Source organism: Rhodanobacter sp. FW106-PBR-R2A-1-15 (genome assembly GCF_058789735.1).
Genome location: NZ_JBYTEM010000004.1, coordinates 31,961 through 57,031, shown reverse-complemented (window position 1 = coordinate 57,031; position 25,071 = coordinate 31,961). Strand labels below are relative to the sequence as shown.

Annotated in this window: 28 protein-coding genes, 2 tRNA genes and 1 other RNA gene; 6 read left to right on the top strand and 25 right to left on the bottom strand. The window is 68.5% G+C overall.

The genetic code is table 11. From position 1 onward, the window contains the following. Positions 1 to 156: 156 nt before the first annotated feature. From AC3WTD_RS03615 to AC3WTD_RS03530, 18 genes are all read right to left on the bottom strand, one after another. Positions 157 to 1,410 (bottom strand): NADH-quinone oxidoreductase subunit D, encoded by a 1,254-nt coding sequence (locus AC3WTD_RS03615; RefSeq protein ID WP_027492173.1) that lies wholly within the window; start codon positions 1,408 to 1,410, stop codon positions 157 to 159. Positions 1,411 to 1,412: 2 nt separating this feature from the next. Then, positions 1,413 to 2,141: an NADH-quinone oxidoreductase subunit C gene (locus tag AC3WTD_RS03610; protein WP_492612928.1), complete on the bottom strand. Its 729-nt coding sequence runs from the start codon at positions 2,139 to 2,141 to the stop codon at positions 1,413 to 1,415. 26 nt (positions 2,142 to 2,167) lie between these two features. Then, positions 2,168 to 2,725, bottom strand: coding sequence for a NuoB/complex I 20 kDa subunit family protein (locus AC3WTD_RS03605; protein WP_027492172.1), 558 nt, complete (start codon positions 2,723 to 2,725; stop codon positions 2,168 to 2,170). Further along, entirely contained in the window at positions 2,716 to 3,072 is a 357-nt protein-coding gene (locus tag AC3WTD_RS03600; RefSeq protein ID WP_008435614.1) for an NADH-quinone oxidoreductase subunit A, read from the bottom strand. The genes AC3WTD_RS03605 and AC3WTD_RS03600 overlap by 10 nt, the downstream gene beginning before the upstream one ends. A 277-nt stretch (positions 3,073 to 3,349) precedes the next feature. After that, positions 3,350 to 3,703 (bottom strand): PilZ domain-containing protein, encoded by a 354-nt coding sequence (locus tag AC3WTD_RS03595; protein ID WP_008435615.1) that lies wholly within the window; start codon positions 3,701 to 3,703, stop codon positions 3,350 to 3,352. 241 nt (positions 3,704 to 3,944) lie between these two features. Further along, the gene (locus AC3WTD_RS03590; RefSeq protein ID WP_185754607.1) at positions 3,945 to 4,937 is read right to left on the bottom strand and encodes a PIG-L deacetylase family protein; all 993 of its coding nucleotides are present in this window, start codon (positions 4,935 to 4,937) and stop codon (positions 3,945 to 3,947) included. Next, on the bottom strand, positions 4,934 to 5,869 hold the full coding sequence (holB, locus tag AC3WTD_RS03585; RefSeq protein ID WP_027492171.1) for a DNA polymerase III subunit delta': 936 nt from the start codon (positions 5,867 to 5,869) through the stop codon (positions 4,934 to 4,936). Before holB ends, AC3WTD_RS03590 begins: the two co-directional genes overlap by 4 nt. Beyond that, the gene (gene tmk / locus AC3WTD_RS03580) at positions 5,866 to 6,507 is read right to left on the bottom strand and encodes a dTMP kinase (RefSeq protein ID WP_235642001.1); all 642 of its coding nucleotides are present in this window, start codon (positions 6,505 to 6,507) and stop codon (positions 5,866 to 5,868) included. Before tmk ends, holB begins: the two co-directional genes overlap by 4 nt. Then, positions 6,504 to 7,541 carry an endolytic transglycosylase MltG gene (gene mltG, locus AC3WTD_RS03575; RefSeq protein ID WP_492612927.1) on the bottom strand — a complete coding sequence of 346 codons (1,038 nt, stop codon included), beginning with the start codon at positions 7,539 to 7,541 and terminating at the stop codon, positions 6,504 to 6,506. Before mltG ends, tmk begins: the two co-directional genes overlap by 4 nt. Then, a complete protein-coding gene (pabC, locus tag AC3WTD_RS03570; RefSeq protein ID WP_492612926.1) occupies positions 7,538 to 8,365 on the bottom strand; it encodes an aminodeoxychorismate lyase in 828 nt (275 codons plus the stop codon). Before pabC ends, mltG begins: the two co-directional genes overlap by 4 nt. Further along, positions 8,365 to 9,711: an aminodeoxychorismate synthase component I gene (locus tag AC3WTD_RS03565; RefSeq protein ID WP_492612925.1), complete on the bottom strand. Its 1,347-nt coding sequence runs from the start codon at positions 9,709 to 9,711 to the stop codon at positions 8,365 to 8,367. The genes pabC and AC3WTD_RS03565 overlap by 1 nt, the downstream gene beginning before the upstream one ends. A 14-nt stretch (positions 9,712 to 9,725) precedes the next feature. Then, on the bottom strand, positions 9,726 to 10,964 hold the full coding sequence (gene fabF / locus AC3WTD_RS03560) for a beta-ketoacyl-ACP synthase II (protein ID WP_027492167.1): 1,239 nt from the start codon (positions 10,962 to 10,964) through the stop codon (positions 9,726 to 9,728). A 239-nt stretch (positions 10,965 to 11,203) separates the two neighbouring features. Beyond that, on the bottom strand, positions 11,204 to 11,443 hold the full coding sequence (gene acpP / locus AC3WTD_RS03555; protein WP_007513179.1) for an acyl carrier protein: 240 nt from the start codon (positions 11,441 to 11,443) through the stop codon (positions 11,204 to 11,206). A 197-nt stretch (positions 11,444 to 11,640) separates the two neighbouring features. Beyond that, positions 11,641 to 12,384, bottom strand: a complete 744-nt coding sequence (gene fabG / locus AC3WTD_RS03550) for a 3-oxoacyl-ACP reductase FabG (protein WP_027492166.1) — start codon at positions 12,382 to 12,384, stop codon at positions 11,641 to 11,643. Positions 12,385 to 12,414: 30 nt separating this feature from the next. After that, on the bottom strand, positions 12,415 to 13,359 hold the full coding sequence (fabD, locus tag AC3WTD_RS03545) for an ACP S-malonyltransferase (protein ID WP_492612924.1): 945 nt from the start codon (positions 13,357 to 13,359) through the stop codon (positions 12,415 to 12,417). 144 nt (positions 13,360 to 13,503) lie between these two features. Continuing rightward, entirely contained in the window at positions 13,504 to 14,478 is a 975-nt protein-coding gene (locus tag AC3WTD_RS03540) for a beta-ketoacyl-ACP synthase III (RefSeq protein ID WP_027492164.1), read from the bottom strand. Between the two features lie 161 nt (positions 14,479 to 14,639). Continuing rightward, positions 14,640 to 14,834, bottom strand: coding sequence for a 50S ribosomal protein L32 (gene rpmF, locus AC3WTD_RS03535; RefSeq protein WP_007513171.1), 195 nt, complete (start codon positions 14,832 to 14,834; stop codon positions 14,640 to 14,642). 84 nt (positions 14,835 to 14,918) lie between these two features. After that, the gene (locus tag AC3WTD_RS03530; RefSeq protein WP_492612923.1) at positions 14,919 to 15,392 is read right to left on the bottom strand and encodes a YceD family protein; all 474 of its coding nucleotides are present in this window, start codon (positions 15,390 to 15,392) and stop codon (positions 14,919 to 14,921) included. 182 nt (positions 15,393 to 15,574) lie between these two features. Here AC3WTD_RS03530 and AC3WTD_RS03525 point away from each other — a divergent pair, with 182 nt between their 5' ends. Genes AC3WTD_RS03525 through AC3WTD_RS03500 form a run of 6 tightly spaced genes read left to right on the top strand, consistent with a single transcriptional unit; the run spans position 15,575 to position 21,187 of the window. Continuing rightward, on the top strand, positions 15,575 to 16,030 hold the full coding sequence (locus tag AC3WTD_RS03525; RefSeq protein WP_492612922.1) for a hypothetical protein: 456 nt from the start codon (positions 15,575 to 15,577) through the stop codon (positions 16,028 to 16,030). Next, positions 16,027 to 16,620, top strand: coding sequence for a Maf family protein (locus AC3WTD_RS03520; protein ID WP_492612921.1), 594 nt, complete (start codon positions 16,027 to 16,029; stop codon positions 16,618 to 16,620). The genes AC3WTD_RS03525 and AC3WTD_RS03520 overlap by 4 nt, the downstream gene beginning before the upstream one ends. A 54-nt stretch (positions 16,621 to 16,674) precedes the next feature. Next, the gene (locus AC3WTD_RS03515; protein WP_369491220.1) at positions 16,675 to 17,616 is read left to right on the top strand and encodes an AAA family ATPase; all 942 of its coding nucleotides are present in this window, start codon (positions 16,675 to 16,677) and stop codon (positions 17,614 to 17,616) included. Then, positions 17,616 to 18,569, top strand: a complete 954-nt coding sequence (locus AC3WTD_RS03510; RefSeq protein ID WP_492612920.1) for a DUF58 domain-containing protein — start codon at positions 17,616 to 17,618, stop codon at positions 18,567 to 18,569. Before AC3WTD_RS03515 ends, AC3WTD_RS03510 begins: the two co-directional genes overlap by 1 nt. Beyond that, positions 18,566 to 20,548, top strand: coding sequence for a transglutaminase TgpA family protein (locus AC3WTD_RS03505; RefSeq protein ID WP_492612919.1), 1,983 nt, complete (start codon positions 18,566 to 18,568; stop codon positions 20,546 to 20,548). The genes AC3WTD_RS03510 and AC3WTD_RS03505 overlap by 4 nt, the downstream gene beginning before the upstream one ends. A 48-nt stretch (positions 20,549 to 20,596) precedes the next feature. Further along, the gene (locus tag AC3WTD_RS03500) at positions 20,597 to 21,187 is read left to right on the top strand and encodes a Slp family lipoprotein (RefSeq protein WP_492612918.1); all 591 of its coding nucleotides are present in this window, start codon (positions 20,597 to 20,599) and stop codon (positions 21,185 to 21,187) included. A gap of 63 nt (positions 21,188 to 21,250) precedes the next feature. On the opposite strand, the gene AC3WTD_RS03495 is transcribed toward AC3WTD_RS03500, so the two are convergent. The 7 genes from AC3WTD_RS03495 to AC3WTD_RS03465 form a co-directional block, all read right to left on the bottom strand. After that, positions 21,251 to 21,595, bottom strand: coding sequence for a histidine triad nucleotide-binding protein (locus AC3WTD_RS03495; RefSeq protein WP_027492157.1), 345 nt, complete (start codon positions 21,593 to 21,595; stop codon positions 21,251 to 21,253). A gap of 19 nt (positions 21,596 to 21,614) precedes the next feature. Then, entirely contained in the window at positions 21,615 to 22,214 is a 600-nt protein-coding gene (recR, locus tag AC3WTD_RS03490; protein WP_027492156.1) for a recombination mediator RecR, read from the bottom strand. A gap of 108 nt (positions 22,215 to 22,322) precedes the next feature. Beyond that, on the bottom strand, positions 22,323 to 22,646 hold the full coding sequence (locus tag AC3WTD_RS03485) for a YbaB/EbfC family nucleoid-associated protein (protein ID WP_027492155.1): 324 nt from the start codon (positions 22,644 to 22,646) through the stop codon (positions 22,323 to 22,325). After that, positions 22,646 to 24,325: a DNA polymerase III subunit gamma/tau gene (gene dnaX / locus AC3WTD_RS03480; RefSeq protein WP_492612917.1), complete on the bottom strand. Its 1,680-nt coding sequence runs from the start codon at positions 24,323 to 24,325 to the stop codon at positions 22,646 to 22,648. Before dnaX ends, AC3WTD_RS03485 begins: the two co-directional genes overlap by 1 nt. 82 nt (positions 24,326 to 24,407) lie before the next feature. Then, an RNA gene (ffs, locus tag AC3WTD_RS03475) (signal recognition particle sRNA small type) lies at positions 24,408 to 24,504 on the bottom strand. Positions 24,505 to 24,586: 82 nt separating this feature from the next. Continuing rightward, a tRNA-Ser gene (locus tag AC3WTD_RS03470) sits at positions 24,587 to 24,679 on the bottom strand. Between the two features lie 274 nt (positions 24,680 to 24,953). Then, positions 24,954 to 25,065, bottom strand: a tRNA-Ser gene (locus tag AC3WTD_RS03465). Between the last annotated feature and the right edge of the window lie 6 nt (positions 25,066 to 25,071).

Sequence of the window (25,071 nt, the reverse complement as noted above, 5' to 3'; positions counted from 1 at the left end):
GATTCGGGATTCGTAAAGAAACCGTCCCGCCGTTCGCGAACCTCGATTCGGTGTGAGTCTGGCGGCTGTAACGAATGATGGAATTCGAAGCTCGAAGCACCGGGCCGCCGCACGCTGCTCTATCGAATCCCGATTCCCGTATCCCGAATCCCGTGTTCATCGATCCACTTCGCCGAACACGAGGTCGTAGGTACCGATCATGGCCACCACGTCGGCGAGCATGTGGCCGTGCACGACGGTGTCCATGGATGACAGGTGGGCGAAGCCCGGGGCGCGCAGATGCACGCGGAACGGCTTGTTGGCGCCGTCGGAAACCAGGTAACAGCCGAACTCGCCCTTGGGCGCCTCGACCGCGCAGTAGGTTTCCCCGGCCGGCACGCAGTAGCCTTCGGTGAACAGCTTGAAGTGGTGGATGAGCGCTTCCATGTCCTGCTTCATCTCGACCCGCGACGGCGGCGCCACCTTGAAGTTCTTCACCATCACCGGACCCGGGTTGGCGCGCAGCCACTCCACGCACTGCCGGATGATGCGGTTGGACTGGCGCATCTCTTCCACGCGCACCAGATAGCGGTCGTAGCAGTCGCCGTTGACGCCGACCGGGATGTCGAAATCCATCTCGGCGTACTTCGCGTAGGGCTGCTTCTTGCGCAGATCCCACTCGACGCCCGAGCCACGCAGCATCGCGCCGGTCATGCCCCACTGCTGGGCCAGTTCCGGGCTGACCACGCCGATGCCGACGGTGCGCTGCTTCCAGATACGGTTGGTGGTGAGCAGCACCTCGTATTCATCCACCTTCGATGGGAAGTCAGCGGTGAATGCGTCGAGGAAGTCGAGCATCGAGCCTTCGCGCCAGCTGTTGATGCGCTTGAGGTCGGCGCCCTTGTGCCACGGCGACTCGCGGTACTGCGACATCTGCGCCGGCAGGTCGCGGTAGACGCCGCCCGGGCGGTAGTACGTGGCGTGCATGCGCGCACCCGACACCGCCTCGTAGACGTCCATCAGCTCCTCGCGCTCGCGGAACGCGTACAGCATCACCGCCATCGCGCCCAGGTCGAGCGCATTCGAGCCGATCCACATCAGGTGGTTCAGGATGCGGGTGATCTCGTCGAACATGGTGCGGATGTACTGCGCGCGTTCCGGCGCCTCGATGCCCAGCAGGGTTTCGATCGCGCGCACGTAGGCGTGCTCGTTGCACATCATCGACACGTAGTCGAGCCGGTCCATGTAGCCGATCGACTGGTTGAACGGCTTGGACTCGGCCAGCTTCTCGGTACCGCGATGGAGCAGGCCCACGTGCGGATCGATGCGCACGATGGTTTCGCCGTCCATCTCCATGATCAGGCGCAGCACGCCATGCGCGGCCGGATGCTGCGGGCCGAAGTTCATCGTGTAGTTGCGGATTTCCTGCATGCTCAGTTCTCCCGCCAGTGGTCGGCGGCTTCGGCCTTGGCCTGCATCAGGTCGGCATCGTCGCGGATGGTGCGCGGCACCAGCACGCGCGGCTCGATCGACACCGGCTCGTAGATCACCCGCTTCTGCTCGGGGTCGTAGCGCACCTCGACGTTGCCGATCAGCGGGAAGTCCTTGCGGAACGGATGGCCGACGAAACCGTAGTCGGTGAGGATACGGCGCAGGTCGGGATGGCCGTCGAAGATGATGCCGTACAGGTCGAACACCTCGCGCTCGAACCAGTTCACGCCCGGCCACACCGCGGTCAGCGACGGCACCAGCGGCAGGCTGTCGTCCTCGCAGAACACGCGCAGGCGCAGCCGGCGGTTGTGCTCGATCGACAGCAGCTGGATTACCGCCGCGAAGCGGCGCGGCTGACGCTCACCGCGCGGGCGGCCGGCCCAGTCGAAACGCCCCTGCGCCTGACCTTTCACGCCACGCGAAAAACCGGTGCTGGAGACGGTCCTGGTGTCCCACTCGGTCTGGCCGTAGCCGAGGTAGTCGATGCCACACAGGTCGATCAGTTCGCTGAAGCGGAACGCCGGCTCGTCGCGCAGCGCGGTGGCTACCGCAATTAGGTCGTCAGCGGCCAGCTCGGCGACAGTCTCGTTGCGCACGGTGCTGATGGCCAGCGTGTCGCCGAAACGCCCGGTGAGCTGCCCAGCCAGCGAAGTCTTTGGGGTGTCGGTCATGGACTGCGCCTTCAGGGATGTGCCGCTCAAGAGCGCGCGATGGTGTTGGTGCGGCGGATCTTCTTCTGCAACTGCAGGATGCCGTGGATCAGCGCTTCGGCCGTGGGCGGGCAGCCCGGCACGTAGATGTCCACCGGCACGATGCGGTCGCAGCCGCGCACCACGGAATAGGAATAGTGGTAATAGCCGCCGCCGTTGGCGCAGCTGCCCATCGAGATGACCCACTTCGGCTCGGGCATCTGGTCGTAGACCTTGCGCAGCGCCGGCGCCATCTTGTTGACCAGGGTGCCGGCCACGATCATCACGTCGGACTGGCGCGGGCTGGGGCGGAATATCACGCCGTAACGGTCGAGGTCGAGCCGCGCCACGCCGGCGTGCATCATCTCCACCGCGCAGCAGGCCAGGCCGAAGGTCACCGGCCACATCGAGCCGGTGCGCGCCCAGTTCATCAGCGCATCGACGCTGGTGGTGGCGAAGCCGCGTTGCACGACGGGATTGTCACCGGCCGGCCGCAGGATGTCGTCGACCAGGTTCAGCGGCTCCGGGTTGTGCATCACCCGGCTGATGGAATCGATCACTCCCATTCGAGCGCTCCCTTCTTCCACACGTAGGCGAAACCGACGACCAGCAGCAGCAGGAACAGGCCCATTTCGATCAACGCGACGAGGCCGATCTGCTTGAACACCACCGCCCACGGAAACAGGAAGGCAATTTCCAGGTCGAAGATGATGAACAGGATGGCGAGCAGGTAATAGCGCACGTCGAAGCGCATGCGGGCGTCTTCGAATGCCTCGAAGCCGCACTCGTAAGGCGCAAGCTTTTCCGCCTCGGGGCGGCGTGGACCGGCCAGCAGGCCGATGACCAGCAATGCCACGCCAAGGCCGACGGCAACGCCGATGAACAACAGGACAGGCCAGTATTCGGCAAGCACGATGCAACTTACCTCCGCGCCAGCGGCGCATCAGCGACCGCGGGGATTTGCATCCAGCAACGCACGGTCAGGCGACTTCGATTCGGCAGGCCAAGACAGCCATGGGCTTTCCAGCCATGCCTGCGGGCTCTGCCGCCGCGCGCAGGCATCCGATGTCTCGCGAAATGGATCCGCGAATCTCGCCATTGTATCAGTGCGCATGGGTACAACAAGCCTTGACGACCGATGTGATACGCATTAACACCCGACTGCCTACACAAATGGAGTGACGACGGCATCACATGGTGTGGGTGGGGCGCTCGGAGTTGAGCGTACCGGCAAGGATGTTCTCGATCCGACTGCGGGCAGCCTCGGCATCGCCCGATTCGTTGAAGTGGATGCCGATGCCGGCGGTGCGGTTGCCCTGCGCGCCGACCGGGCTGATCCACACCACTTTGCCGACCACCGACAGGCGCTCGGTTTCCTCGGCCAGGGTCACCAGCAGCACGACCTCGTCGCCCAGCGAATACGACTGCGCCGTCGCCGCGAACAGGCCGCCATGCTTGAGGAACGGCATGTAAGCGTTGTACAGCGAGGCCGCATCCTTGATTTTCAGCGAGATGATGCCCTGCCGGGCTGCGACGACTTTCATGGGAGGCTCCTGCCGGACGTTCGAACGCCCCGGTCGATGGCCGATCTTAGAGCCTGCGCGATGGCTCCGCATAGCTCGCACCTGCGCGCATCCATGGCCGCAGCGGTCGGCACTCGCCGATCGGGTCCGCGACGATGCCGGTCATGTCGGTTTCCGGTCGCGAAATATTACGCAGCGTCCAGCGCCATGGAGGCCGCGCACGAAGCGCTGGTCGGGCCCGCTGCGGCCGATGCCGGAGCGGTCAAGCCGCCGGCGTGGGCGCCGAACCGGCGCCGGCAGACAGCTCGCACCAGCCCCAGTGGTCGAAGATCCAGGGCGAGCGCAAGGTCAATGCCAGGCGCACGAAACACGGCAGACCCTTCGCCGCCGCTGGCGTCGAAAGATGGAAGCCGCCGGCCCGGTCGCGCCACAGTGGCGCCTCACGCCAACGCCAGCTGCGCGCTCCCGCCTGGTCCACCACGCTGAGTCGCAGCCATGGCCGCAGCCAGAACGGTGGTCGCCATGGCAACGCGCCCAGCGGCGTCGACAGCCCGGCCTGGCGCTCGGGGCGGCCAGCCAGGCGCAGCATGCGTTTGCCGCTCAGCGCCATCTGGCTGCGATGCTCGGCCAGTGCGACGCGCTTGCATGCCAACTGCGGCGCCGTGCCGTGCACCTCGAAGCCTTCGCCGTCACCGCCGCGACCATGCACGAGATAGTTCAGCAACAGCGGCGGCTCGGCCTGTTCCGCCAGCGCCAGGCGCACCAGCACATGCGCCGCGGCGTGATCGGGGTGACGGTCGGCCAGTGCCGGCGCCACCACCAGGCTGGGGCCGAACTGGCTGATCGCCGCCGCCAGCGCCGACACCGACAGACCGGGCGACTGCAGCAACGTATCGGTGAGACCAAGATCCGCCCAGCCCAGCGATTGCAGCGCCGGCGCCGGCACGCCCAGGCAGGCCAGTGCCTGCAATACCTCCATATGGCGGCGGCGCCCCCAGCGCTGGCGGTCGGCGGCGCGGATGCGCACGCGCCGCTCCAGCCAGCGTTGCGGCCAGGGGTTGTTGTCGCCTTCGGTCAGCAGCACGATCCGCACCTCGCCGCCGGCCGCACGCACTTGCTGGATCAGCAACCCGGTCGCGATGGTCTCGTCATCCGGGTGCGGCGCCACCACCAGCAGGCGGGTCTGCGCCGAAAATACTGGTACCCCGCTCGCTGGCGCCAGCGCCGGCGACGAGCGGGCGCCGCTGCCGCTCATCGCCACTGCGCCAGCAGTTCCAGCAGCAGCAGGTCGGCACGCAGCGGGCCGCGCAAGCCCTCGCGGGTGCGATTGGCCGCGTCGTACCAGTGGCCCAGTGCCTCGACGTCCAGCGTGCTGGCCAGCGGCCCCGCGCGTTGTGCCGAGCGCGCCTTGGTCTCGTCGGCACTGGCCTGCGCGGCAAACCACAGCCGCTGCGCCGGCTCGCTGTCCAGCCAGCGCTTGACCACCTCGGTCGGCTGGCCGCGGCCGGCCGCCAGCGCGGCTAGGTCCTTGCGCACTTCCTGCCGGCGCTCCAGCGCACCCTCCGCGGCCCAGATCCTGGCCAAGCCGGGATTGCCGCCGGCAGCGACGAGTGCGTTCGGAGCATCGCGCACACCTTCGGCCTGCAGCCAGGTCAGCGCGTCGGCGCTGGCGGGCAGCTGGAATTCGATTCGCTGGCAGCGGCTGCGAATGGTCTGCGGCAGCCGCCACGGCGCATCGGCCAGCAGGATCAGCATGGTCTGCGCGGCCGGTTCCTCCAGCGTCTTCAGCAGCGCATTGGCAGCCGCGGCGTTCATCGCGTCGGCCGGGTCGATGAGCGCCACCTGCCAGCCGCCGAACTGGCTGCTCATGGCCAGCCGTGCCGACAGTTCGCGGATCTGGTCGACCACGATTTCGCTGCGCTGGACGCCGTCCTTGCGCAAACCGAAGCTCAGCGTGACCACGTCCGGATGCGAACCGGCGGCAAGCAGCAGGCAGCTGCGGCAATGCCCGCAGGCGTCGCCGTCCACCGGCTCGGCACACAGCAGGCCCTGCACGAAGCGCTGCGCGAACGCGCGCTTGCCCAGGCCGGCGGCGCCGCACAGCAGCAGGGCGTGCGGCAGCGCGTCGCGCTGGCGGCGCGCCTGCAGGCGCGCCCAGTGTTCGGCATGCCAGGGCAGTCCGTTCATGCCTGTGATTCTCCAAGCAATGCCGCCAGCGCCTGCGTCGCGGCCTGCAGGACGGCCGCGGGCGACTGGCTGGCGTCGATCACCCGAAAACGCTCCGGTTCGGCCGCGGCGCGTTCGCGATAAGTCGCGCGCACACGTTCGAAGAAGGCATCCGCCTCGGTCTCGATGCGGTCGGCGTGGCCGCGACCGGCGACGCGGGCGCGGCCGGTCGCCACCGGCAGGTCGAGCAGCAGGGTCAGGTCGGGTTTCACGCCGGCGCAGGCCCAGCGCTCCAGTTCCGCGATGCGCTCCGCCGGCTGGCCGCGGCCGCCACCCTGGTAGGCGTAGCTGGCGTCGGTGTAGCGGTCGCACAGCACCCATTGTCCGGCCGCCAAGGCCGGTTCGATCACTTCGCGCACCAGCTGTGCGCGCGAGGCGAACATCAGCAGCAGTTCGGTCTCGGCGGCCAGCCCTCGCTGGGCCGGATCAAGCACGATCGCACGCACCGCCTCGCCCACCGCGGTGCCGCCGGGTTCGCGCGCCTGCACCAGCGCAATGCCGCGCCGTTCGATGTACTCGCGCAGGCCGGCCAGCAAGGTGCTCTTGCCGGCGCCCTCGCCGCCTTCGAGGCTGATGAATCTTCCGCGCGGGCTGGTCATCGGCAGCGCTTCCGCTGATAGCAGTCGACGTTGCGATTGTGTTCCTCCAGCGTGCGCGAGAACACGTGCCCGCCGTCGCCGCGGGCCACGAAATACAGCGTGTCGCCGTCAGCCGGGTGCAAAGCCGCCACCAGCGCCGGCTTGCCCGGCAGCGCGATCGGCGTCGGCGGCAGGCCGGCACGGGTATAGGTGTTGTACGGCGTATCGGTGGTGAGGTCGCTCTTGCGGATGTTGCCGGCGTAATTCACGCCCATGCCGTAGATCACGCTGGGGTCGGTCTGCAGCAGCATGTGGTTTTCGAGCCGTCGCACGAACACGCCGGCGATCTGCGCGCGCTCCACCGGAATGCCGGTTTCCTTCTCCACGATCGAGGCCAGGATCAGCGCCTCGTACGGCGTGGTCAGCGGCAGGTCCGGCGCACGCGCCGCCCACAGTTCGTCGAGCGTCTTCACCATCGCCGTATGCGCACGGCGGAGGATGTCCAGGTCGCTGTCGCCCTTCACGTAGGCGTAGGTCTCGGGCAGGAAGCGGCCTTCCGGCGCTTCGCCGCCGGCGCCGATCCTCTGCATGATCGCGGCATCGTCCAGCGCGGCGCTGTCGTGGTTCAGCTTCTCGGCCCGGGCCAGCGCCTGGCGCAACTCGCCGAAGGTCCAGCCGTCGACGATGGTGAAATTGCGCTGCAGCACCCGGCCAGCGGCCATGTTCGCCAGCAGCTGGCGTGGCGTAACGCCGGGCTCGAGCGCGTACTCGCCGGCATGCAGCTTGCCGGCCACGTGCATCTGCTCGGCCAGCAGCCGCCAGTACCACGGGTTGGCCGTGCTGAATCCGCGCTGGCGCAATTCGCCCACGATGCCCTTGAAGCTGCTGCCGCGGCCGATGTCGATGCTGTCGCCCTGCGCCGCCACATTCAGCGGCGCGGAACCGAAGCGGGCGTAGTCGACCCAGCCATAGACCAGCGCGCCGGCCGCCAGCAGCAGCGCGATCAGCAACAGTCGCCGTGGCCATGCGCGCCTGCGCACCGGTTTGTCGCTCATCCGCCCTGCTCCATCGAAAATCCCAGATCACGCCAATGCTGCTGCAAGCGGCGCGTCGTTGCACCCGGCGCATAGCTGCCATCATCCAGCGAACGCACCGGCAGGATGCCGCGCACGCTCGAACTCAGGAACACCTCGCCGGCGCCGCGCAAGGCTGCCAGCGTCAGCTCGCCGACCCGCACCTGCGGGCACGCCGCCAGCACTTCGGCGCGGGCCACCCCGGCCACGCCGCAGCGATCCAGCACCGGCGTCAGCAACTCGCCGTCGATCACCGCGAACAGATTGGCCATGGTCGCCGAAATCACCCGCCCGTGGCTATCGAGCAGCACGCCCTCGGCAATTGCCGGGTCGTCCCACTCGGCGCGCGCCAGCACCTGCTCCAGCCGGTTGAGGTGCTTGAGGCCGGCCAGCAGCGGCTGCTGCGCCAGGCGGATGTCGCACACGCGCATGCGCACGCCTTGCACATAGGCCTCGGCGGCGACCGGCGGCGGCGTGAAGGCAGCCACCACCCGGGTCGGTCGCGGTGCCGCCGGCAGGCCGTAGCCACGCTCGCCGGCACCGCGGGTAATCGTGATGCGCAGCACCGATGACGCCATGCCGCGGCTGACCTCCAGCGCCTCGCGCCACAGCTGCGCCGGATCGGGCGCCGGGATATACAGTCGCTCGCAGCCTTCGGCCAGCCGCTGCATGTGCCGCGACCACAGCGGCGCATTCGCGCCGACGAAACGGATGCTCTCGAACAGACCGTCGCCATAGGCCAGGCCGCGATCCAGCGCTGACACCTGCGTCGATGCCACGCCGTCGACCAGCATGCGTGCCGTCATCAGTCCGGCACTCCCAGCGCACGCAGCAGGCCCCGCGCCTTGGCGCGGGTCTCGTCCAGTTCGCTGGCGGCGACCGAGTCGGCCACGATGCCGGCGCCCGCGCGCAGGCTGACTTCGTCGCCGGCCAGGGTCAGGGTGCGGATCAGGATGTTCAAGTCGAGCTCGCCGTTGCGATCGAGATAGCCCAGCGCGCCGGTGTAGGCGCCGCGCGGCGCGTCTTCCAGCGCAGCGATGATTTCCATGCAGCGCACCTTGGGACAGCCGGTGATGGTGCCGCCGGGAAAGGTGGCGGCGATCACCTCGCCGGGCGTCACCTCGGCGCGCAGACGTCCGCGTACATTGGAGACGATGTGGTGAACGTGGGCGTAACTCTCCACCGTCATCAGCTCGTCGACTTCGACCGTGCCCGGCACGCAGACGCGGCCGAGGTCGTTGCGTTCCAGGTCGATCAGCATCACGTGCTCGGCGCGCTCCTTCGGGTGCGCGCTCAGCTCACGGATGCGTGCCGGCTCGTCGTCGCCGGGCAGCCGCGGGCGCGTACCGGCGATCGGCCGGGTCTGCGCCACGCCGCCGCGCACCTCGACCAGCCGCTCCGGCGAAGAGCTGACCACCGCCCAGCCCTGCTGCTGCAGCAGGCCGGCGAACGGCGCCGGGTTGGCCTGGCGCAGCATCGCGTACAGCGACGCCGGCACGGGCGGCTGCGCATAGCGCGCGCGCCAGGCGCGCGACAGACTCACCTGGAAGATGTCGCCGGCATGCAGGTGCTCGTGGATGCGCGCCACGCCGTCGAGGAACCGTCGCGGCGCATCCTCTTCCCAGGCAACCGGCGCCGGCAGCGGCGGCATCGCCGGTACGGCCGTGAGATCGGCTTCCAGCGTATCGAGCAGATATTCGCAGCCGGCCTCGGCGATCAGGATCGTGCAGTCGCGCAGGTGGTCGACGATCGCCGCGGCGGGACAGCGCACGGCCAGCGCTAGCGGCAGCGTCGATGGCGGTAGCAGTTCCAGTGTCGGCTCGATTTCGCCGGCCAGTTCGTACGTCAGCAGCAGCACCCAGCCGCCGTGGAACGGCAGGCCATCGTGCTCCGGCGGCCGCCGTTCGGCCCGCCAGGCGGCATCCAGCGCATCGAGGAAACGCCCTTCGCGCAAGTTACCGTCGCCATCGCGCAGGCCGACGGCGGCGTGCAGGCTCAGCCGCTCGCGGGGGAATGCGAACAGGATGTCGTAGCGCGACTGCGCGGTGCCGTGTACCACGCTTTCCAGCAGGCAGGGATAGCGCGCGGGGAACGAAGCGGCCGGCGCGAGCAAGTCGCGCCGGCCGTCCAGGGTGCGGCGATGGCAGGTCACGCCCAAGCGATCAGTCAGACGCGGCGGAAGGCCAGCGTGCCGTTGGTGCCGCCGAAACCAAACGAGTTGGAGAGCGCCACCTCGACCTTCGCCTCGCGTGCGGTATTCGCCACGAAATCGAGGTCGCAGCCCTCGCCCGGCTCGTCCAGGTTGATCGTCGGCGGCAGCACCTGGTCGCGCAGCGCCAGGATGCTGAAGATCGCCTCGACGCCGCCGGCCGCACCGAGCAGGTGGCCGGTGGTGGACTTGGTCGAGCTCATCGCCAGCTTGTACGCATGGTCGCCGAACACCTTCTTCGCCGCCATCACCTCGCCCAGGTCGCCCAGCGGCGTGGAGGTACCGTGCGCGTTGATGTACTGCACCTCGGCCGGATTGAGGCCGGCGTCGTCCAGTGCGGTCTGGATGCAGCGCGCTGCGCCTTCGCCGCCCTCGCTCGGCGCGGTCATGTGGAACGCGTCGCCACTCATGCCGAAGCCGACCAGCTCGGCGTAGATGCGCGCGCCGCGGGCCTTGGCGTGTTCGTACTCCTCCAGCATCAGCACGCCGGCGCCGTCGGACAGCACGAAACCGTCGCGATCCTTGTCCCACGGACGGCTGGCCTTGGCCGGCTCGTCGTTGCGGGTGGACATCGCCTTGGCCGAGCAGAAGCCGGCCATCGCGGTGCCGGTGGTGGCGAACTCGGCGCCGCCGGCGATCATCGCGTCGGCATCGCCGTACTGGATCATCCGCGCGGCCAGGCCGATGTTGTGCGCGCCGGTGGTGCAGGCGGTGACGCAGGCGATGTTCGGGCCCTTCAGGCCGAACATGATCGACAGCTGGCCCGAGACCATGTTGATGATCGAGCTGGGCACGTAGAACGGCGAGACCCGGCGCGGACCCTTCGCCGCCAGCTCCAGCGTGGTCGCCTCGATCGTGTACAGGCCGCCGATGCCGGCGCCCACCGCCACGCCGATGCGCGGCGCGTTCGCTTCGGTCACTTCCAGCCCGGAATCGCGCAGGGCCTGGGTGCCCGCCGCCACGCCGTAGTGGATGAACGGGTCCATCTTCTTGACGTCCTTGAGCGGCATCCACTCGGCCGGATCGAAGCCGCTGACCTGGCCGGCGATGCGCGTGGAATAAGCGGAAGTGTCGAAGTGGGTGACCGGGCCGATGCCGCTGACGCCCTTGAGCACACGATCCCAGGCGCTGGCGATGTCGTTGCCGACCGGCGAGATGATGCCCATGCCGGTCACTACTACACGTCGCTTGCTCATGCTGATGTTCCTTGGGTGATTGCGTGGATCTGCCGCTGCCGGCAGCCGTCCCGCGCAGCTCGCAGGGACGTCGCCCGATCGTGCCTGGCGGGCGTCCTGCCCACCATACGGGGTTGGACGTTACAAATTGCAGAAACGAAAACTGCGCCAAGAAGGCGCAGCGTTCGGTGCCGCCGCGTGAATGGGTCGACCCGCGCGAAGCAGGCCGGCCCGGTCGGCGGCGATCAATTCCGTGGCGATCAATCCTTGGAGTGGGCCTTGATGTAGTCGACGGCCTGCTGCACGGTGGTGATCTTCTCGGCGTCCTCGTCGGGAATCTCGGTCTCGAACTCTTCCTCGAGCGCCATCACCAGCTCCACCGTGTCCAGCGAATCTGCGCCCAGATCGTCCACGAACGAAGCGTTCGCCGTGACTTCATCTTCCTTCACGCCGAGCTGCTCGACGACGATTTTCTTGACGCGCTCTTCGATGGTGCTCATGTTGCCCATACCTCTCAAGGGAGTAATTGATTGTCTGTGCCGGCGCGAGGCCCGCGAAAGGCCGGCGCATTGTAGTGGCTAAACCGCGAGGCCGCCACGCCTGGCCGATGACGAAGGCACGCTGTCCCCCATGACCGGCGCGAAAGCGCAATTGTCGCCCAAAACGGGTTCGCTGGCGACAACTGCGTCCATCCGAGCTACGGCATGTACATGCCGCCGTTGACGTGCAGGGTTTCCCCGGTGATGTAGGCTGCCGCCGGCGAAGCCAGGAAACCCACTGCCTTGGCGATGTCCGTCACCTCACCCAGCCGCCCCAACGCGATCTGGCCGAGCAGCGCCTGCTTCGACTCCTCGGGGAGTGCGCGCGTCATGTCGGTGTCGATGAAGCCCGGCGCCACCACGTTGACGGTGATGCCGCGGCCGCCGATCTCGCGCGCCAGCGACTTGGAGAACGCGATGATCCCCGCCTTGGCCGCCGCGTAGTTGGCCTGGCCCGGGTTGCCGGTGAGTCCGATCACCGAGGCAATCGAGATGATGCGGCCTTTGCGCGCCTTCATCATGCCGCGCAGCACTGCCTTGGAGGTGCGGTAGACCGAGGTGAGATTGGTGTCGATGATCGCCTGCCAGTCCTCGTCCTTCATGCGCAGCAGCAACTGGTCGCGGGTGATGCCGGCGTTGTTGACCAGGATCGAGACCGCGCCGAATTCCTTCGCGATCGCTTCGACCAGGCCCTCGACCGCAGCGCCGTCGGTGACGTTCAGCACGCGGCCGTGGCCGCCATGCGCGGCGAGCCGATCGCCGATCGCGGCCGCGCCGCCTTCGCTGGTGGCGGTGCCGATCACGGTGGCGCCCATCGCCGCCAGCTCGTCCGCGATCGCCGCGCCGATGCCGCGGCTGGCGCCGGTGACCAGCACGATTTCACCCTGCAGTGGTTTGCTCATGGATCGTTCCTTCGGAATCGGAATCTGTGTTCACGCCCATTCGGCGCGGGCGGCATCGAGTTCGGCCGGAGTGCCGATCGCACGCGCCTCGATGCTCTTGTCGATGCGCTTGATCAGGCCAGCCAGCACCTTGCCCGGACCGCATTCGGCGACGCGGGTGGCACCGCCGGCGGCCAGTGCCTGCACGCATTCGGTCCAGCGCACCGGCAGGTACAGCTGGCGCTGCAGCGCGCCGCGGATCCCGTCGAGCGTGGCGTAGCTCCTCGCCTCGGCGTTCTGGATCACCGGGGTCGACGGCAGCTGCCAGTCGATCGCGGCCATGCGCTCGCCCAGGCGGTCGGCAGCCTCGCGCATCAGCATGCAGTGCGAAGGCACCGACACGGCCAGCTTGATCGCCTTCTTCACGCCCAGCTCGGCGAGCCGGGCCAGCGCGCGGTCCACCGCCTCGACGTTGCCGGCGATCACCAGCTGTCCCGGCGAATTGTAGTTGGCCGGGGCCACCACCTGGCCCTGTGCCACTTCCGCGCATACCTGCGCGATCTGCGCGTCGTCGCCGCCGAGAATCGCCGCCATCGCGCCCACCCCCGCCGGTACCGCCGCCTGCATCAGCCGGCCACGCTCGGCCACCAGCGCCGCCGCGTCATGCAGCGACAGCGCGCCGGCGCAGACCAGCGCGCTGTACTCGCCCAGGCTGTGGCCGGACAGCTGCGCCGGCTGTGCGCCGCCGAGCTTTTGCCACACGCGCCACACCGCCACGCTGGCGGCCAGCAGTGCCGGCTGGGTGTTCTCGGTGCGGTTGAGCTGTTCTTCCTGCCCCTGGCTCAGCGCCCACAGGTCGACGCCGGCGCCCTGCGAGGCTTCCTCGAACGCAGCCTGCACTTCAGCGTGCGCTGCCGCCAGCTCGGCCAGCATGCCGACCGATTGCGAACCCTGGCCGGGGAAAACGAAAGCGAGCGTAGCGGCAATGGAACTCATGGGATGGGCGAACCCCGTCGACGAAAACCACCATGGTGCCAGCATTGCCGGCCGTACGCAGCTGTATTCAACGTTTTCCGGGACACAAAACACGACGACGCCCAAGTGCGCAGCATCGTGGAGAGCGCCCCGGGACCGTGGGGCTCAATAGCGCAGCAGTGCCGACGCCCAGGTGAAGCCGCCGCCGAACGCCTCCAGCAGCAGGTTCTGGCCGCGCTGCACCTTGCCCGAGCGTACCGCGTAGTCCAGCGCCAGCGGTACTGAACCGGACGAGGTGTTGGCATGCTTGTCGACTGTCACGATGACGCGCTCCATCGACATGTTCAGCCGCTTCGCGGTCGCCTCGATGATGCGCAGGTTGGCCTGGTGCGGAATCAGCCAATCCACCTGCGACTCGTCCATGCCGGCGGCATGCAGGGTCTCGCCGACCAGCGAGTCGAGCGTCTTCACCGCGACCTTGAACACCTCGCGACCGGCCATGCGGATACGCACGCCGTGGTTCGGCTCGTCCTTGAAGCCGGCCGACACGCCGACCGGGTTCCACAGCAGTTCCTTGTAGCCGCCGTCGGCGTGCAGGCAGGTGGCGTAGACGCCCGGTTCGCTGGCAGCTTCCAGCACCACGGCGCCGGCGCCGTCGCCGAACAGCACGCAGGTCTCGCGCTCGCCCCAGTCGACCATCCGGGTCAGCGTCTCGGCGCCGATCACCAGCGCCTTCTTCGACTGGCCGCTCCTGATGAATTTGTCGGCGATGCCAAGTGCGTACATGAAGCCCGAGCAGGCCGCGTTGACGTCGAACGCGGCGCAGCCGTTCGCACCGAGGCGATCCTGCACCAGGCAGGCGGTGGACGGGAAGATGATGTCCGGCGTGGTCGTGCCCAGCACGATCAGGTCGAGTTCGGATGCCCTGACGCCTGCCGCTTCCAGCGCATTCTGCGCGGCGCGGAAAGCCAGGTCGCCGGTGGTCTCGCCGTCGGCGGCGATATGGCGCTGGCGGATGCCGGTGCGGGTGCGGATCCACTCGTCACTGGTGTCGACGATCTTTTCCAGATCGGCGTTGGTTACCACGCGCTCGGGCAACGCACTGCCGGTGGCGATGATGCGGGAATAGATCTGGGCCATTCGGCTGTCCATCAACGTAAACGAAGGATTGAACGCCTTGAACGGCGCCAGCGCAACCGTCCCCTGCGTCATTCGTGGTGTCCGTCAACGCAAAACGGCGCGTTGCCGCGCCGTCTCGCCTGACCGGAATCCGGGAACCCCGCGGGGCTCCGCGAAGCCGATCAATCCTCGACCGACACCGCGCCCTTGGTCTCGATCACTTTCTTGCCGCGGTAGTAGCCGTCCTTGGTGACGTGGTGGCGCTGATGCACCTCGCCGCTGGTCGGGTCGGTGGACAGCTGCACGGTCTTCAGCGCGTCGTGCGCACGACGCATGCCGCGGGTGGACGGGGTACGGCGGCTCTTGGCAACGGCCATGATGGTTCTCCAGCTGAAACTCGATGGTTGAAACTAAGGTGATCTGTTGCGTCATGGCCCGGATCGGGTGATCCGGACCAGCGGTTACTTCTTCAGTTCGCGCAACACCGCGAACGGACTTTCGGAATGCCCCTCGCCGGAACGGTCCGGTTCATGGCCTGTCACTTCGTCGGGCAGGCTGCTGTCCGGGTTGACCGGAACCAGCGGCAGCACCAACAGCAATTCGTCTTCAATCACATCCGCCGGGTTCAAGCGGCCATCCTCGGCCACCAGCAGCGGCTCGCAATCCGGCGGCAAGCCAGCCTCGTCGCGCTCCTGCCGGATCAGGCCAAGCCGGGTATCCACCGCCACCGGCAGCTTGAACGGCTCCAGCGTGCGCTGGCACACGAGCGCCAGCGAAGCCCGCACATGAACGTCGACATAGCTGATGTCCAGCTCGTCACGGCCGAAATCCAGCCCGTACTGCAGCTGTCCATCGGTGTCCGCCAATACTCCACACAGGCGGGACAGGGCCGCGATGGGTAGCGTTCCCTCGAACGAACGCCGCGCCGAGACCATGCGCCAAGCGTCCACGGACTCTGGCAGTGTCACGGACATAATTGCGGAATGTTAGGTTCGACACCGCGCGAAGTCAACCGACGCGGCGCCGGAACGGCATCGCCCCGTCCCGCCGGCGCTCATTTTGCCTGATCCCGCTCCGATGGGGCAGACTGAACATCCCGTTGCCCGAGCCCCCGCCCTTGAATTCCTATCTGACGCTCGGTGCCGTCGTGCTGCTGGCGCTGCTGATTGCCCTGGTGGCCGCCGCCATGCTGCTGCGCCGGCGCCAGACAAGGCGCGGCAGCAGCCTCAAGACCCTGCTCGACCTGGCCGACCGGCTGGAAACCGACCTGAAAACCTGTCGCAGCGGCCTGCAGCAGGCGCATGCGGTGATGTCGCTCAATCCCGACCTGCCGGCCGCCAGCGAACAGGACGCGCAGCACGCGATCGACGCCGGCCTGCGCGCGCTGCTGCAGCAGCGCCTGTGGATCCGCGACCGCTCGCCGCGCGCCAGCCAGCATGAACTGGACGAAGCCGCCGCCTCGATGCGCGGTACTCGCGACCGCCTGCAGCCATTGCTGAAGGCCCTCGATCAGGCCCAGACCGATCTCAACAGCGCGATGCGCGAACACATCCGGCGCGAATCGGACACATGAGCGCGCTGCAGATACCATGCATCGTGCTGGGTTCGACCTCGCGCTACCGCGCCGAACTGCTGCGCCGGCTGCTCCCGGATTTCGAGCAGGCCGCGCCCGGCACCGACGAAACCCCGCAGCCGGACGAGCCTCCCGCCGCACGCGCCCTGCGCCTGGCGATCGCCAAGGCCGAAGCGGTGGCGCGGGAACATCCCGGCGCGCTGGTGATCGGCTCCGACCAGGTCGCCGAACTCGACGGGCTGATCCTCGACAAGCCCGGCAACGCCGAACACGCCCGCGCCCAGCTCGCTGCCAGCTCCGGCCGCGAAGTGCATTTCCACACCGCGCTGTGCCTGCTCGACACCCGCAATGGCCGCCGGCATACCCACGTCGACCATACCCGCGTGCGTTTCCGCGAACTGGACGCGGCGGAGATCACCCGCTACGTCGAACGCGAACAGCCGCTGGACTGCGCCGGCAGCTTCAAATGCGAAGGCCTCGGCATCAGCCTGTTCGAGGCGATCGACAACTGCGACCCCAGCGCACTGATCGGCCTGCCGCTGATCGCGTTGGCGCGGCTGCTGCGCGAGGCTGGCGTCGAGCTGCCCTGAAGCGGCGGCTACACTGCCTCCAGCCACCTGCCCATGCTTGAGGAACGGAGCTTCATGTCCGCACTGACCCAGCCCCACGACGAACCGCTGCAGCAGCGACTGGACGCCGCAATGGCCCAGGTCAACCGCGTGCTGCTGGGCAAGCCGCGCCAGGTGAAACTCGCCTTCACCTGCCTGATTGCCGGCGGCCACCTGCTGCTGGAGGACGTGCCCGGCGTGGGCAAGACCACCCTGGCGCACGCGCTGGCGGCCACCTTCGCGCTGGAATTCCAGCGTGTGCAGTTCACCAGCGACCTGCTGCCGTCGGACATCATCGGGGTCAGTGTGTACGAACGCGAAACCGGCCAGTTCCGCTTCCACCCCGGCCCGATCTTCACCGGCCTGCTGCTGGCCGACGAGATCAACCGCGCCAGCCCGAAGACGCAGAGCGCGCTGCTGGAGGCGATGGCCGAGGGCCAGGTCACCGTGGACGGCCAGACGCACGCGCTGGCGCAGCCGTTCTTCGTGGTCGCCACGCAGAATCCGCTGGACCTCAACGGCACCTTTCCGCTACCCGACTCGCAACTCGACCGCTTCATGCTGCGGCTGTCGCTGGACTATCCGGATGCCACCGCCGAGCGCGCCCTGCTCACCGGCAGCGACCGCCGTGACCTGCTGGCCCAGCTGATGCCGCAACTCGACGGCGCGGCGCTGCTCGCGCTGTACCGGCAGGCGCAGGCGATCACCGCCAGCAGCGCCCTGCTCGACTACCTGCAGGCGCTGCTCGCCGCCAGCCGACGCCATGCCGATATCCGCGTGGGCCTGTCGCCACGCGCCGGCCTGGCGCTGCTCGCCGCGGCACGTGCGTGGGCGCTGCTCAGCGGCCGCGGCCACGTGCTGCCGGAAGACATCCAGGCGCTGTTCGTGCCGCTGGCCGCGCATCGCCTGCTGCCGGCGCGCGGCGCCAATGGCGACACGCTGGCGCGGCAGCTGCTGGCCGAGGTGGCGGTGGATTGATGCGCGACCTGCTGCAGCAACTGCAGCGACGGGCCGAGCGCCGGCTGCCCGCGCTCACCCGCTACCGTCGCCCCGAGAGCCTGCCGATCGAACTGCACCGGCGGCGTATCTATATCGTGCCGACCGCCTTCGGTCTCGGCTTTTCCGTGCTGCTGCTGGTGATGCTGGTCGGTGCGCTGAACTACTCGAACAACGCCGGCCTGCTGCTCACCTGCCTGCTCGGCGCGGCCAGCGCCGCCAGCATGCTGGTGGCGTTCCGCAGCCTCGACGGCTTGCGCCTGGGCCACATCCGCGCCGGCCACGCGGCCGCCGGCCAGCCACTCGAGCTCACCCTCGCGTTCGACTCCCGCCGACCACGCAACGCCATCCGCGTCGATCTCGGTGCCAGCACCATCGCCTTTGCGCTCGACGGCCATGCCAGCGCCCTGGTGAAACTGGCCCTGCCCACCGAACGGCGCGGCTGGCAGCCGCTGCCGCGGCTGCGCGTGTGGAGCAGCTGGCCGCTGGGCCTGTTCCGCGCCTGGAGTTGGTTGCACCCCGAGCAATCCGTGCTGGTCTGGCCGTGCGCGGAAGCGGCCGGGCCGCCGCCACAGGCCCGCGCCGACGACGCCCGTCATATGCGCCTGCATCGCGGCGACGAACTGGCCGCGCTACGCGACTACCGCGCCGGCGACCCGCAGCGGCACATCGCATGGAAGGCCAGCGCCCGCCACGAAAACCTGCTGGTGAAGGACTTCGAGCAGCCGCAAAGCCACCCGCAATGGCAGCTGGACTGGCGCCAGCTGGGCGGGCTGGACAATGAGGCGCGCATCGCCCGGCTGGCGCGCTGGCTGAACGAGGCCCAGGCCCAGCGTCGCCACTACAGCCTGTGGCTGCCCGGCAACGAGATCCCCGGCGGCAGCGGCCCGCTGCACTACGCGCGCTGCATGAACGCGCTGGCGCAGTTGCCATGACGCCGCGCCGGCCCCGACCGCCAAGCGAGCGGCCGATCGACACCCGTGCGTTCGACCTGCTCAGCCTGACCATGGCACTGGTGCTCGGGCTGCACGCGCCGCACCTGCCGTGGTGGCTCGCCATCGCGCTGGCGCTGATTCTCGGTTGGCGCTGGTGGCAGCGGCGGCGCCACGCCGACCGGGTACCGCGCTGGCTCAAGCTGCCCCTGCTGGCCCTGCTGACGCTGGCGGTGATCGTGCAGTACGGCAACATTTTCGGCCGCGCGCCGGGCGCGGCGCTGGCGGTCGGCCTGCTGATCCTCAAGCTGCTGGAAACCGAGGTCGCACGCGACGTGCGCGTGGGCATCAGCTTCGCCTGCTTCGCCCTGATGGTCGCGCTGCTGTTCGACCAGGGCCTGGTCACCACCGTGGTGGTCGCGCTGAGTCTGCTGCCGGCACTGGCCACCCTGGGCGCGCTGGAACCCGGGCAACTGCCGGCGCCCAGCCTGCCGCGGGCACTGCTGCCGGCGCTGGCGCTGACTGCGGCGGCGCTACCGCTGGCCCTGCTGGCCTTCCTGCTGGTGCCGCGGCTGAGCTCGCCGCTGTGGGGCGCGCCCGCGCAGGACCAGGCGCGCACCGGCCTCAGCGACAGCATGACGCCGGGCAACTTCACCGACCTGCTCACCGACGACCACCCCGCGATGCGGGTCAGCTTCGATGGCGCGCCGCCCGCACCGGACCAGCGCTACTTCCGCGCCTACGTGATGTGGCATTTCGACGGCCGCAGCTGGCGCCGCCTCGACCCGCGCTACGCGCCGCCGCGGCAACCGGCGCCGATCGAGGTCGCCAGTTCGGTCCCCTACCGGATCAGCCTGCAGCCGACCCGGCACCGCATGCTGCCGATGCTCGACGTGCCGCTGCAGGCGCCGGCGCAGGCCACCCTGCAGGCCGACCGCGAAGTGATGGCCGACAAGCCGGTCAACGACCCGCTCGACTACGTCGGACGGTCGGCACTGCGCTACCGGCTGCAGCCTGAGCTGGACGAGCGCTCGCGCCGCCTCGGCCTGAGCCTGCCGGCGGATTTCAACCCGCGCACGCACGCGCTGGCCGCGCAGTGGCGGCAGCGCTACGGCAGCGACGATGCGGCCATCGTGCAGGCCGCGCTGGCGCTGTTCCACGATGGCGGCTTCCGCTACACGCTGGCCCCGGCGCCGCTGGGACGCGACTCGGTGGACGACTTTCTGTTCGACACCCACGAGGGTTTCTGCGAACACTACTCGTCGGCGTTCACCGTGCTGATGCGCGCCGCCGGCATCCCGGCGCGGGTGGTCACCGGCTACCAGGGCGGCTACTGGAACAAGCTCGGCGACTACCTGCTGGTGCGCTATTCCGACGCACACGCCTGGAGCGAGGTATGGCTGGCCGGGCGCGGCTGGGTGCGCGTGGATCCCACCGGCGCGGTGCGCCCGGAGCGGGTCTCGCTGGGCGCGGCGGCCGCCGCCGGCGGCCAGTTGGCCTGGTATCGCCACGACTGGCTGCAGGGCCTGCGCAATCGCTGGGACATCGTCAACCGCTGGTGGGACCAGGGCGTTATCGGTTTTGACGCGCTGCGCCAGCGCGGCCTGCTGACGCCGTTCGGCATCCGCGACGCCGACACGGCGACGCTGGGCGTATTGCTGGCGATCGGCGGGGTGCTGTTCATCGCGATCGGGCTGGCGTGGGCCTTGCTGCGGCGGCAGCCGCGCGACCCATTGCGCGACGCGCTGCGCGAGCTGGAGCGGAAGCTCGCGCGCCATGGTATCGCGCGTCGCCCGGCCGAAGGCCCGCAGCATTACCTGAGCCGCGCCGCCCGGGCGCTGCCCGGCCAGCGCGAGGAACTGGCAAGCCTGATGAGGAGTTACCTGGAACTGCGTTATGCCCACGACGAACCACCGACTGAACCATTGCGCGCGTTCCAGCACGCCGTGCGGGATTTCCGTATCGTCGACGTGGTCAAATAGGAGCCGACACGACGGCGCAGGCCGTCGCCCCTGGATGGAGAGATCCCCATGTCCCTGTACCGCCCGTTGACCCTCGCCGCTGCGCTCGCCCTGCTGGCCGGCTGCGCGACGATTCCGAAGCCGCTGGAAGGCACTTATACCGACATTTCCACCGCCAGCGCCCAGCAGGGTGGCGCCGGCGGCACGCGCGTGCGCTGGGGCGGCGAGATCATCAAGACCGAACCGGGCCCGCAGCAGACCTGCTTCTACCTGCTGTCGCGTCCGCTGGACAGCGAAGCGCGTCCGAAAACCGGCAACAGCGGCGAGAACCAGGGCCGCTTCGTCGCCTGCCGCGACGGCTTCTACGACCCGGAAGTGTTCGTCCGCGGCCGCGAGCTGACCGTCACCGGCACGCTGCACGGCACGGTGTCGCAGAAGGTGGGCGAGTTCGACTACGCCTACCCGCGCGTCGAGGCCGACGTGGTCTACCTGTGGCCGAAGCGCCCGGTCGTGGTGAACTATCCGGCGAGCTTCTACGACCCGTTCTGGGGTCCAGGCTTCGGCCCGTACTGGGGCGGTTATCCCTACTACGGCGGTTACTATCCCCGCCAGGTCATCGTGGTGCGGCCGCCACCCCCGCCGCCCGCACCGAAACCGTAAGCGCACATGAGAACGCCGGCTTCGAGCCGGCGTTCTCATGTGCAGGACGCGGCGCCGCCATGCTCAGCCCGGCGGCCAGTGCATGCGGCGCCCCGCCAGCAGGTGCACGTGCAGGTGATACACGGTCTGCCCGCCATCCTCGTTGGCGTTGATCACCGTGCGGTAGCCCTGCTCGGCAAAACCCTCCTGCTTCGCGTACGCCGCCGTGGCCAGCAGCAACTTGCCGAGCAACTCGGCGTCGCCCGCTGTCGCATCGTTGAGCGTGGCCAACGGCCGCTTCGGAATGAACAGTACATGCACCGGCGCCTGCGGATTCAGGTCGCGGAATGCGAGCACCTCGTCGTCCTCGTAGACGATGTCGGCCGGAATCTCGCGGCGGACAATCTTGCTGAAAATCGTGTCGGTCATAATCATTCCCCTGCGGTAATCAGTCGAGCAGTTGCCGGCCGCCGAACGCATGCGCCAGCGTGTTGCGGTCGACGTATTCCAGTTCGCCGCCCAGCGGCACGCCGTGCGCCAGCCGGGTCGGCCGCACGCCGCCGGCGCGGGCCAGCTGGGCCAGGTAGTGCGCGGTGGCTTCGCCCTCGACGGTGGGGTTGGTGGCGATGATCAGTTCCTCGATCTCGCCCTCGCCCAGGCGCTGGACCAGTTGCGCCAGCCCCAGTTCTTCCGGCCCCAGCCCGTCCAGCGGCGACAGCCGTCCCATCAGCACGAAATACTGGCCGCGGTAACCGGTGGCCTGTTCGATCGCCGCCAGATCGGTGGGCGACTCCACCACGCACAGCACCTGGCGGTCGCGGGTGCTGCTGGCGCACAGCGCGCACAACGGTTCCTCACTGAAGTTGCGGCAGCGCTCGCAATGGCCGATGCGCCGCATCGCCTGCTCCATCACCGCCGCCAGCTTCAGGCCGCGTTCGCGCTCGCGCTCCAGCAGATGGAAGGCCATCCGCTGCGCACTCTTGCCGCCCACACCGGGCAGGCAGCGCAGTGCTTCGATCAGGTCAGCGAGGAGGGGGGAGCCGCTCATTGAACGTCCGGGATTCGGAATTCGGGATTCGGAATTCGAAAAATCAAATGCATGTGCCGCCTCGTACCGCGTCTACCAATCCCGAATCCCGAATCTCGAATCCCGGCCTCAAAACGGCATCTTGAAACCGGCCGGCAGGTTCATCCCGGCGGTGACGCCGCCGAGCTTGTCCTTGCTGGCCTGGGCGACCTTGTTCACCGCGTCGTTGATCGCGGCGGCAACCAGGTCCTCGGCCATCTCCGGGTCGTCCGCGAACGCCTGCCGGTCGATCTGCACGCGGCGCACTTCGTGCGCACCGGTCATCACCACGCTGACCAGCCCACCGCCGGCGCTGCCGGTGACTTCGAGTTTCGCGATTTCTTCCTGCGCGCGCTTCATGTCTTCCTGCATGCGCTGCGCCTGCTGCATCAGCTGGCCGATCTGTCCTCTCATCACCTGGCTCCGGATTCGTTGTCATAGGGTTTGATGGATTGCGGCACCACGCGCGCGCCGAACTCGCGCTTCAGCGACTGCACCAGCGGATCGCCCTCGATCGCCTGCTCGGCGGCGGCCTGGGCGCTGTCGCGTGCCTGCGCGGCGCGAGCGGCCGGAGTCTGCGCACCCGTTGCCTGGTTCTGGCTGACAAAGCGCAGCTTGATGCGCTCGCCAAGCGCGTTGCCGATGCGCTCCTCCATCTGGCTGACCATCGGCTCGACCGCCATGCTCATGTGCGCCGGTCGCAAGGCCAGCACCAGGGTCTGGCCATCGCGTTCGCGCAGGATGGCGTTCTGCGCCAGCACGCTGAACGGGCCGCGCAGGCCGGCACGCTCGATCAGGGACTCCCAATCCGGCAAACCATCGGCGTCACGCGCTACCGGAGCAGCCACGGCTGGCGCGGGAGTTGGCGCAGGCGTCCGCGGCATCGGCGCTTCCGCCGCACGCGTCGGTATGGGTGGCGTCCGTGCCGGCGCGGCCGAAGCTGGCCGTGGCGCGGCGGGCTGACTGCTCGCTGCCGCCCGCTCGGCGCGTACGACCGGTGCGCCATCGCCGGGGCGGAACGCCAGCATGCGCAACATCGCCATCTCGAAACCGGTGCGCGCATCCGGCGCCAGTGCCAGGTCGCGCCGGCCCGAGGTGGCGATCTGGTAATACAACTGCACGTCTTCCGGCGTCATGCGTTCGGCCAGCGCCATCAGCACGCCGTCGTCGTCGCTGTCGTCCTCCGGCCGGTAACCGGGGATCAGCTGGATCAGCTGCAGTCGGTGCAGCACGCTGGCGATGTCGTCCAGCACGCCACCGAAATCCGGCGAGTACGAGGCGATCCGCGTGCATTCGGCCAGCAGCCGCTCGCCGTCGCCAGCGGCCAGCGCATCGAGCACGCCGATCACCTGCCCGCGCGCCACGCTGCCGAGCATGTTGCGCACGTCCTCGGCATGCAGCGCGCCGCCGCCGTAGGCGATCGCCTGGTCCAGCAGCGACAGGCCGTCGCGCAGCGAACCGTCCGCGGCGCGGGCCAGCTCGCCGATCGCGCTGTCCTCGTAGGCGATGTTCTCGGCGCCCAGGATGTGCCGCATCTGGCCGGAGATCTGCTCCGGCAGCAGCCGCTTCAGGTTGAACTTCAGGCAGCGCGACAGCACCGTCACCGGCAGCTTCTGCGGGTCGGTGGTGGCGAGCAGGAATTTCACGTGCGGCGGCGGCTCCTCCAGCGTCTTCAGCAACGCGTTGAACGCGTTCTTCGACAGCATGTGCACCTCGTCGACCAGGTACACCTTGAAGCGGCCGCGCGACGGCGCGTACTGCGCGTTCTCGATCACCTCGCGTACGTCGTCCACGCCGGTGTTGCTGGCCGCGTCGATCTCCAGCAGGTCGACGAAGCGCCCCTCGTCCACCGCCGTGCACACCGCGCACTCGCCGCAGGGATCGGCCGACTGACCGCGCTCGCAGTTCAGCGACTTGGCGAAGATGCGCGCGATGGTGGTCTTGCCCACGCCGCGGGTGCCGGTGAACAGGTAGGCATGGTGCATGCGCCCGGTGTCCAGCGCATTGGTCAGCGCGCGCACCACGTGTTCCTGCCCCACCAGTTCGGCGAACTTGCGCGGGCGCCACTTGCGGGCGAGTACCTGATAGGACATGCCTGACTACCTTGGGGCGAAGGTCAATTGTGCCAAGTCGCGGCAGGTAAGTCAGTAAAGCATGTCTTCAAAATGGCGGCGGCCCCGCCAGCCACACCCCGGCACCCGAATCATTCGCTACCGTTGCTTCCTTCCGGACCTGGCGGAGTTTGCGAACTATCGTCGCGGGGGGACCGACGGGGCCACCATGGACGTCAAACGATTACGCTTGCTGCTCTTGCTCTTGCGCCAGCTTCACGCTGTCGCACCTTGTTCAGAAACTGGCGGAGAGGGCGGGATTCGAACCCGCGATACGGGGTTAAGCCGTATACACACTTTCCAGGCGTGCTCCTTCAACCACTCGGACACCTCTCCGCATAACTCTTCGCACCACGACCACGGGCGGGATTGTTCGGCCCTTCCTGGGCCTCACCCCTCGCTGCGCGAGGGGCCAGCCTGGCGGCTGTCCAAATTCGTTCCCGACGAATTTGTCGAACCCGCGATACGGGGTTGAGCCGTATACACACTTTCCAGGCGTGCTCCTTCAACCACTCGGACACCTCTCCGCAACACAAACCTTTCAACACTACCCCGCACCGGGCGGGATTGTTCGGCCCTTCCTGGGCCTCACCCCTCGCTGCGCGAGGGGCCAGCCTGACGGCTGTCCAAATTCGTTCCAGACGAATTTGTCGAACCCGCGATACGGGGTTAAGCCGTATACACACTTTCCAGGCGTGCTCCTTCAACCACTCGGACACCTCTCCGCA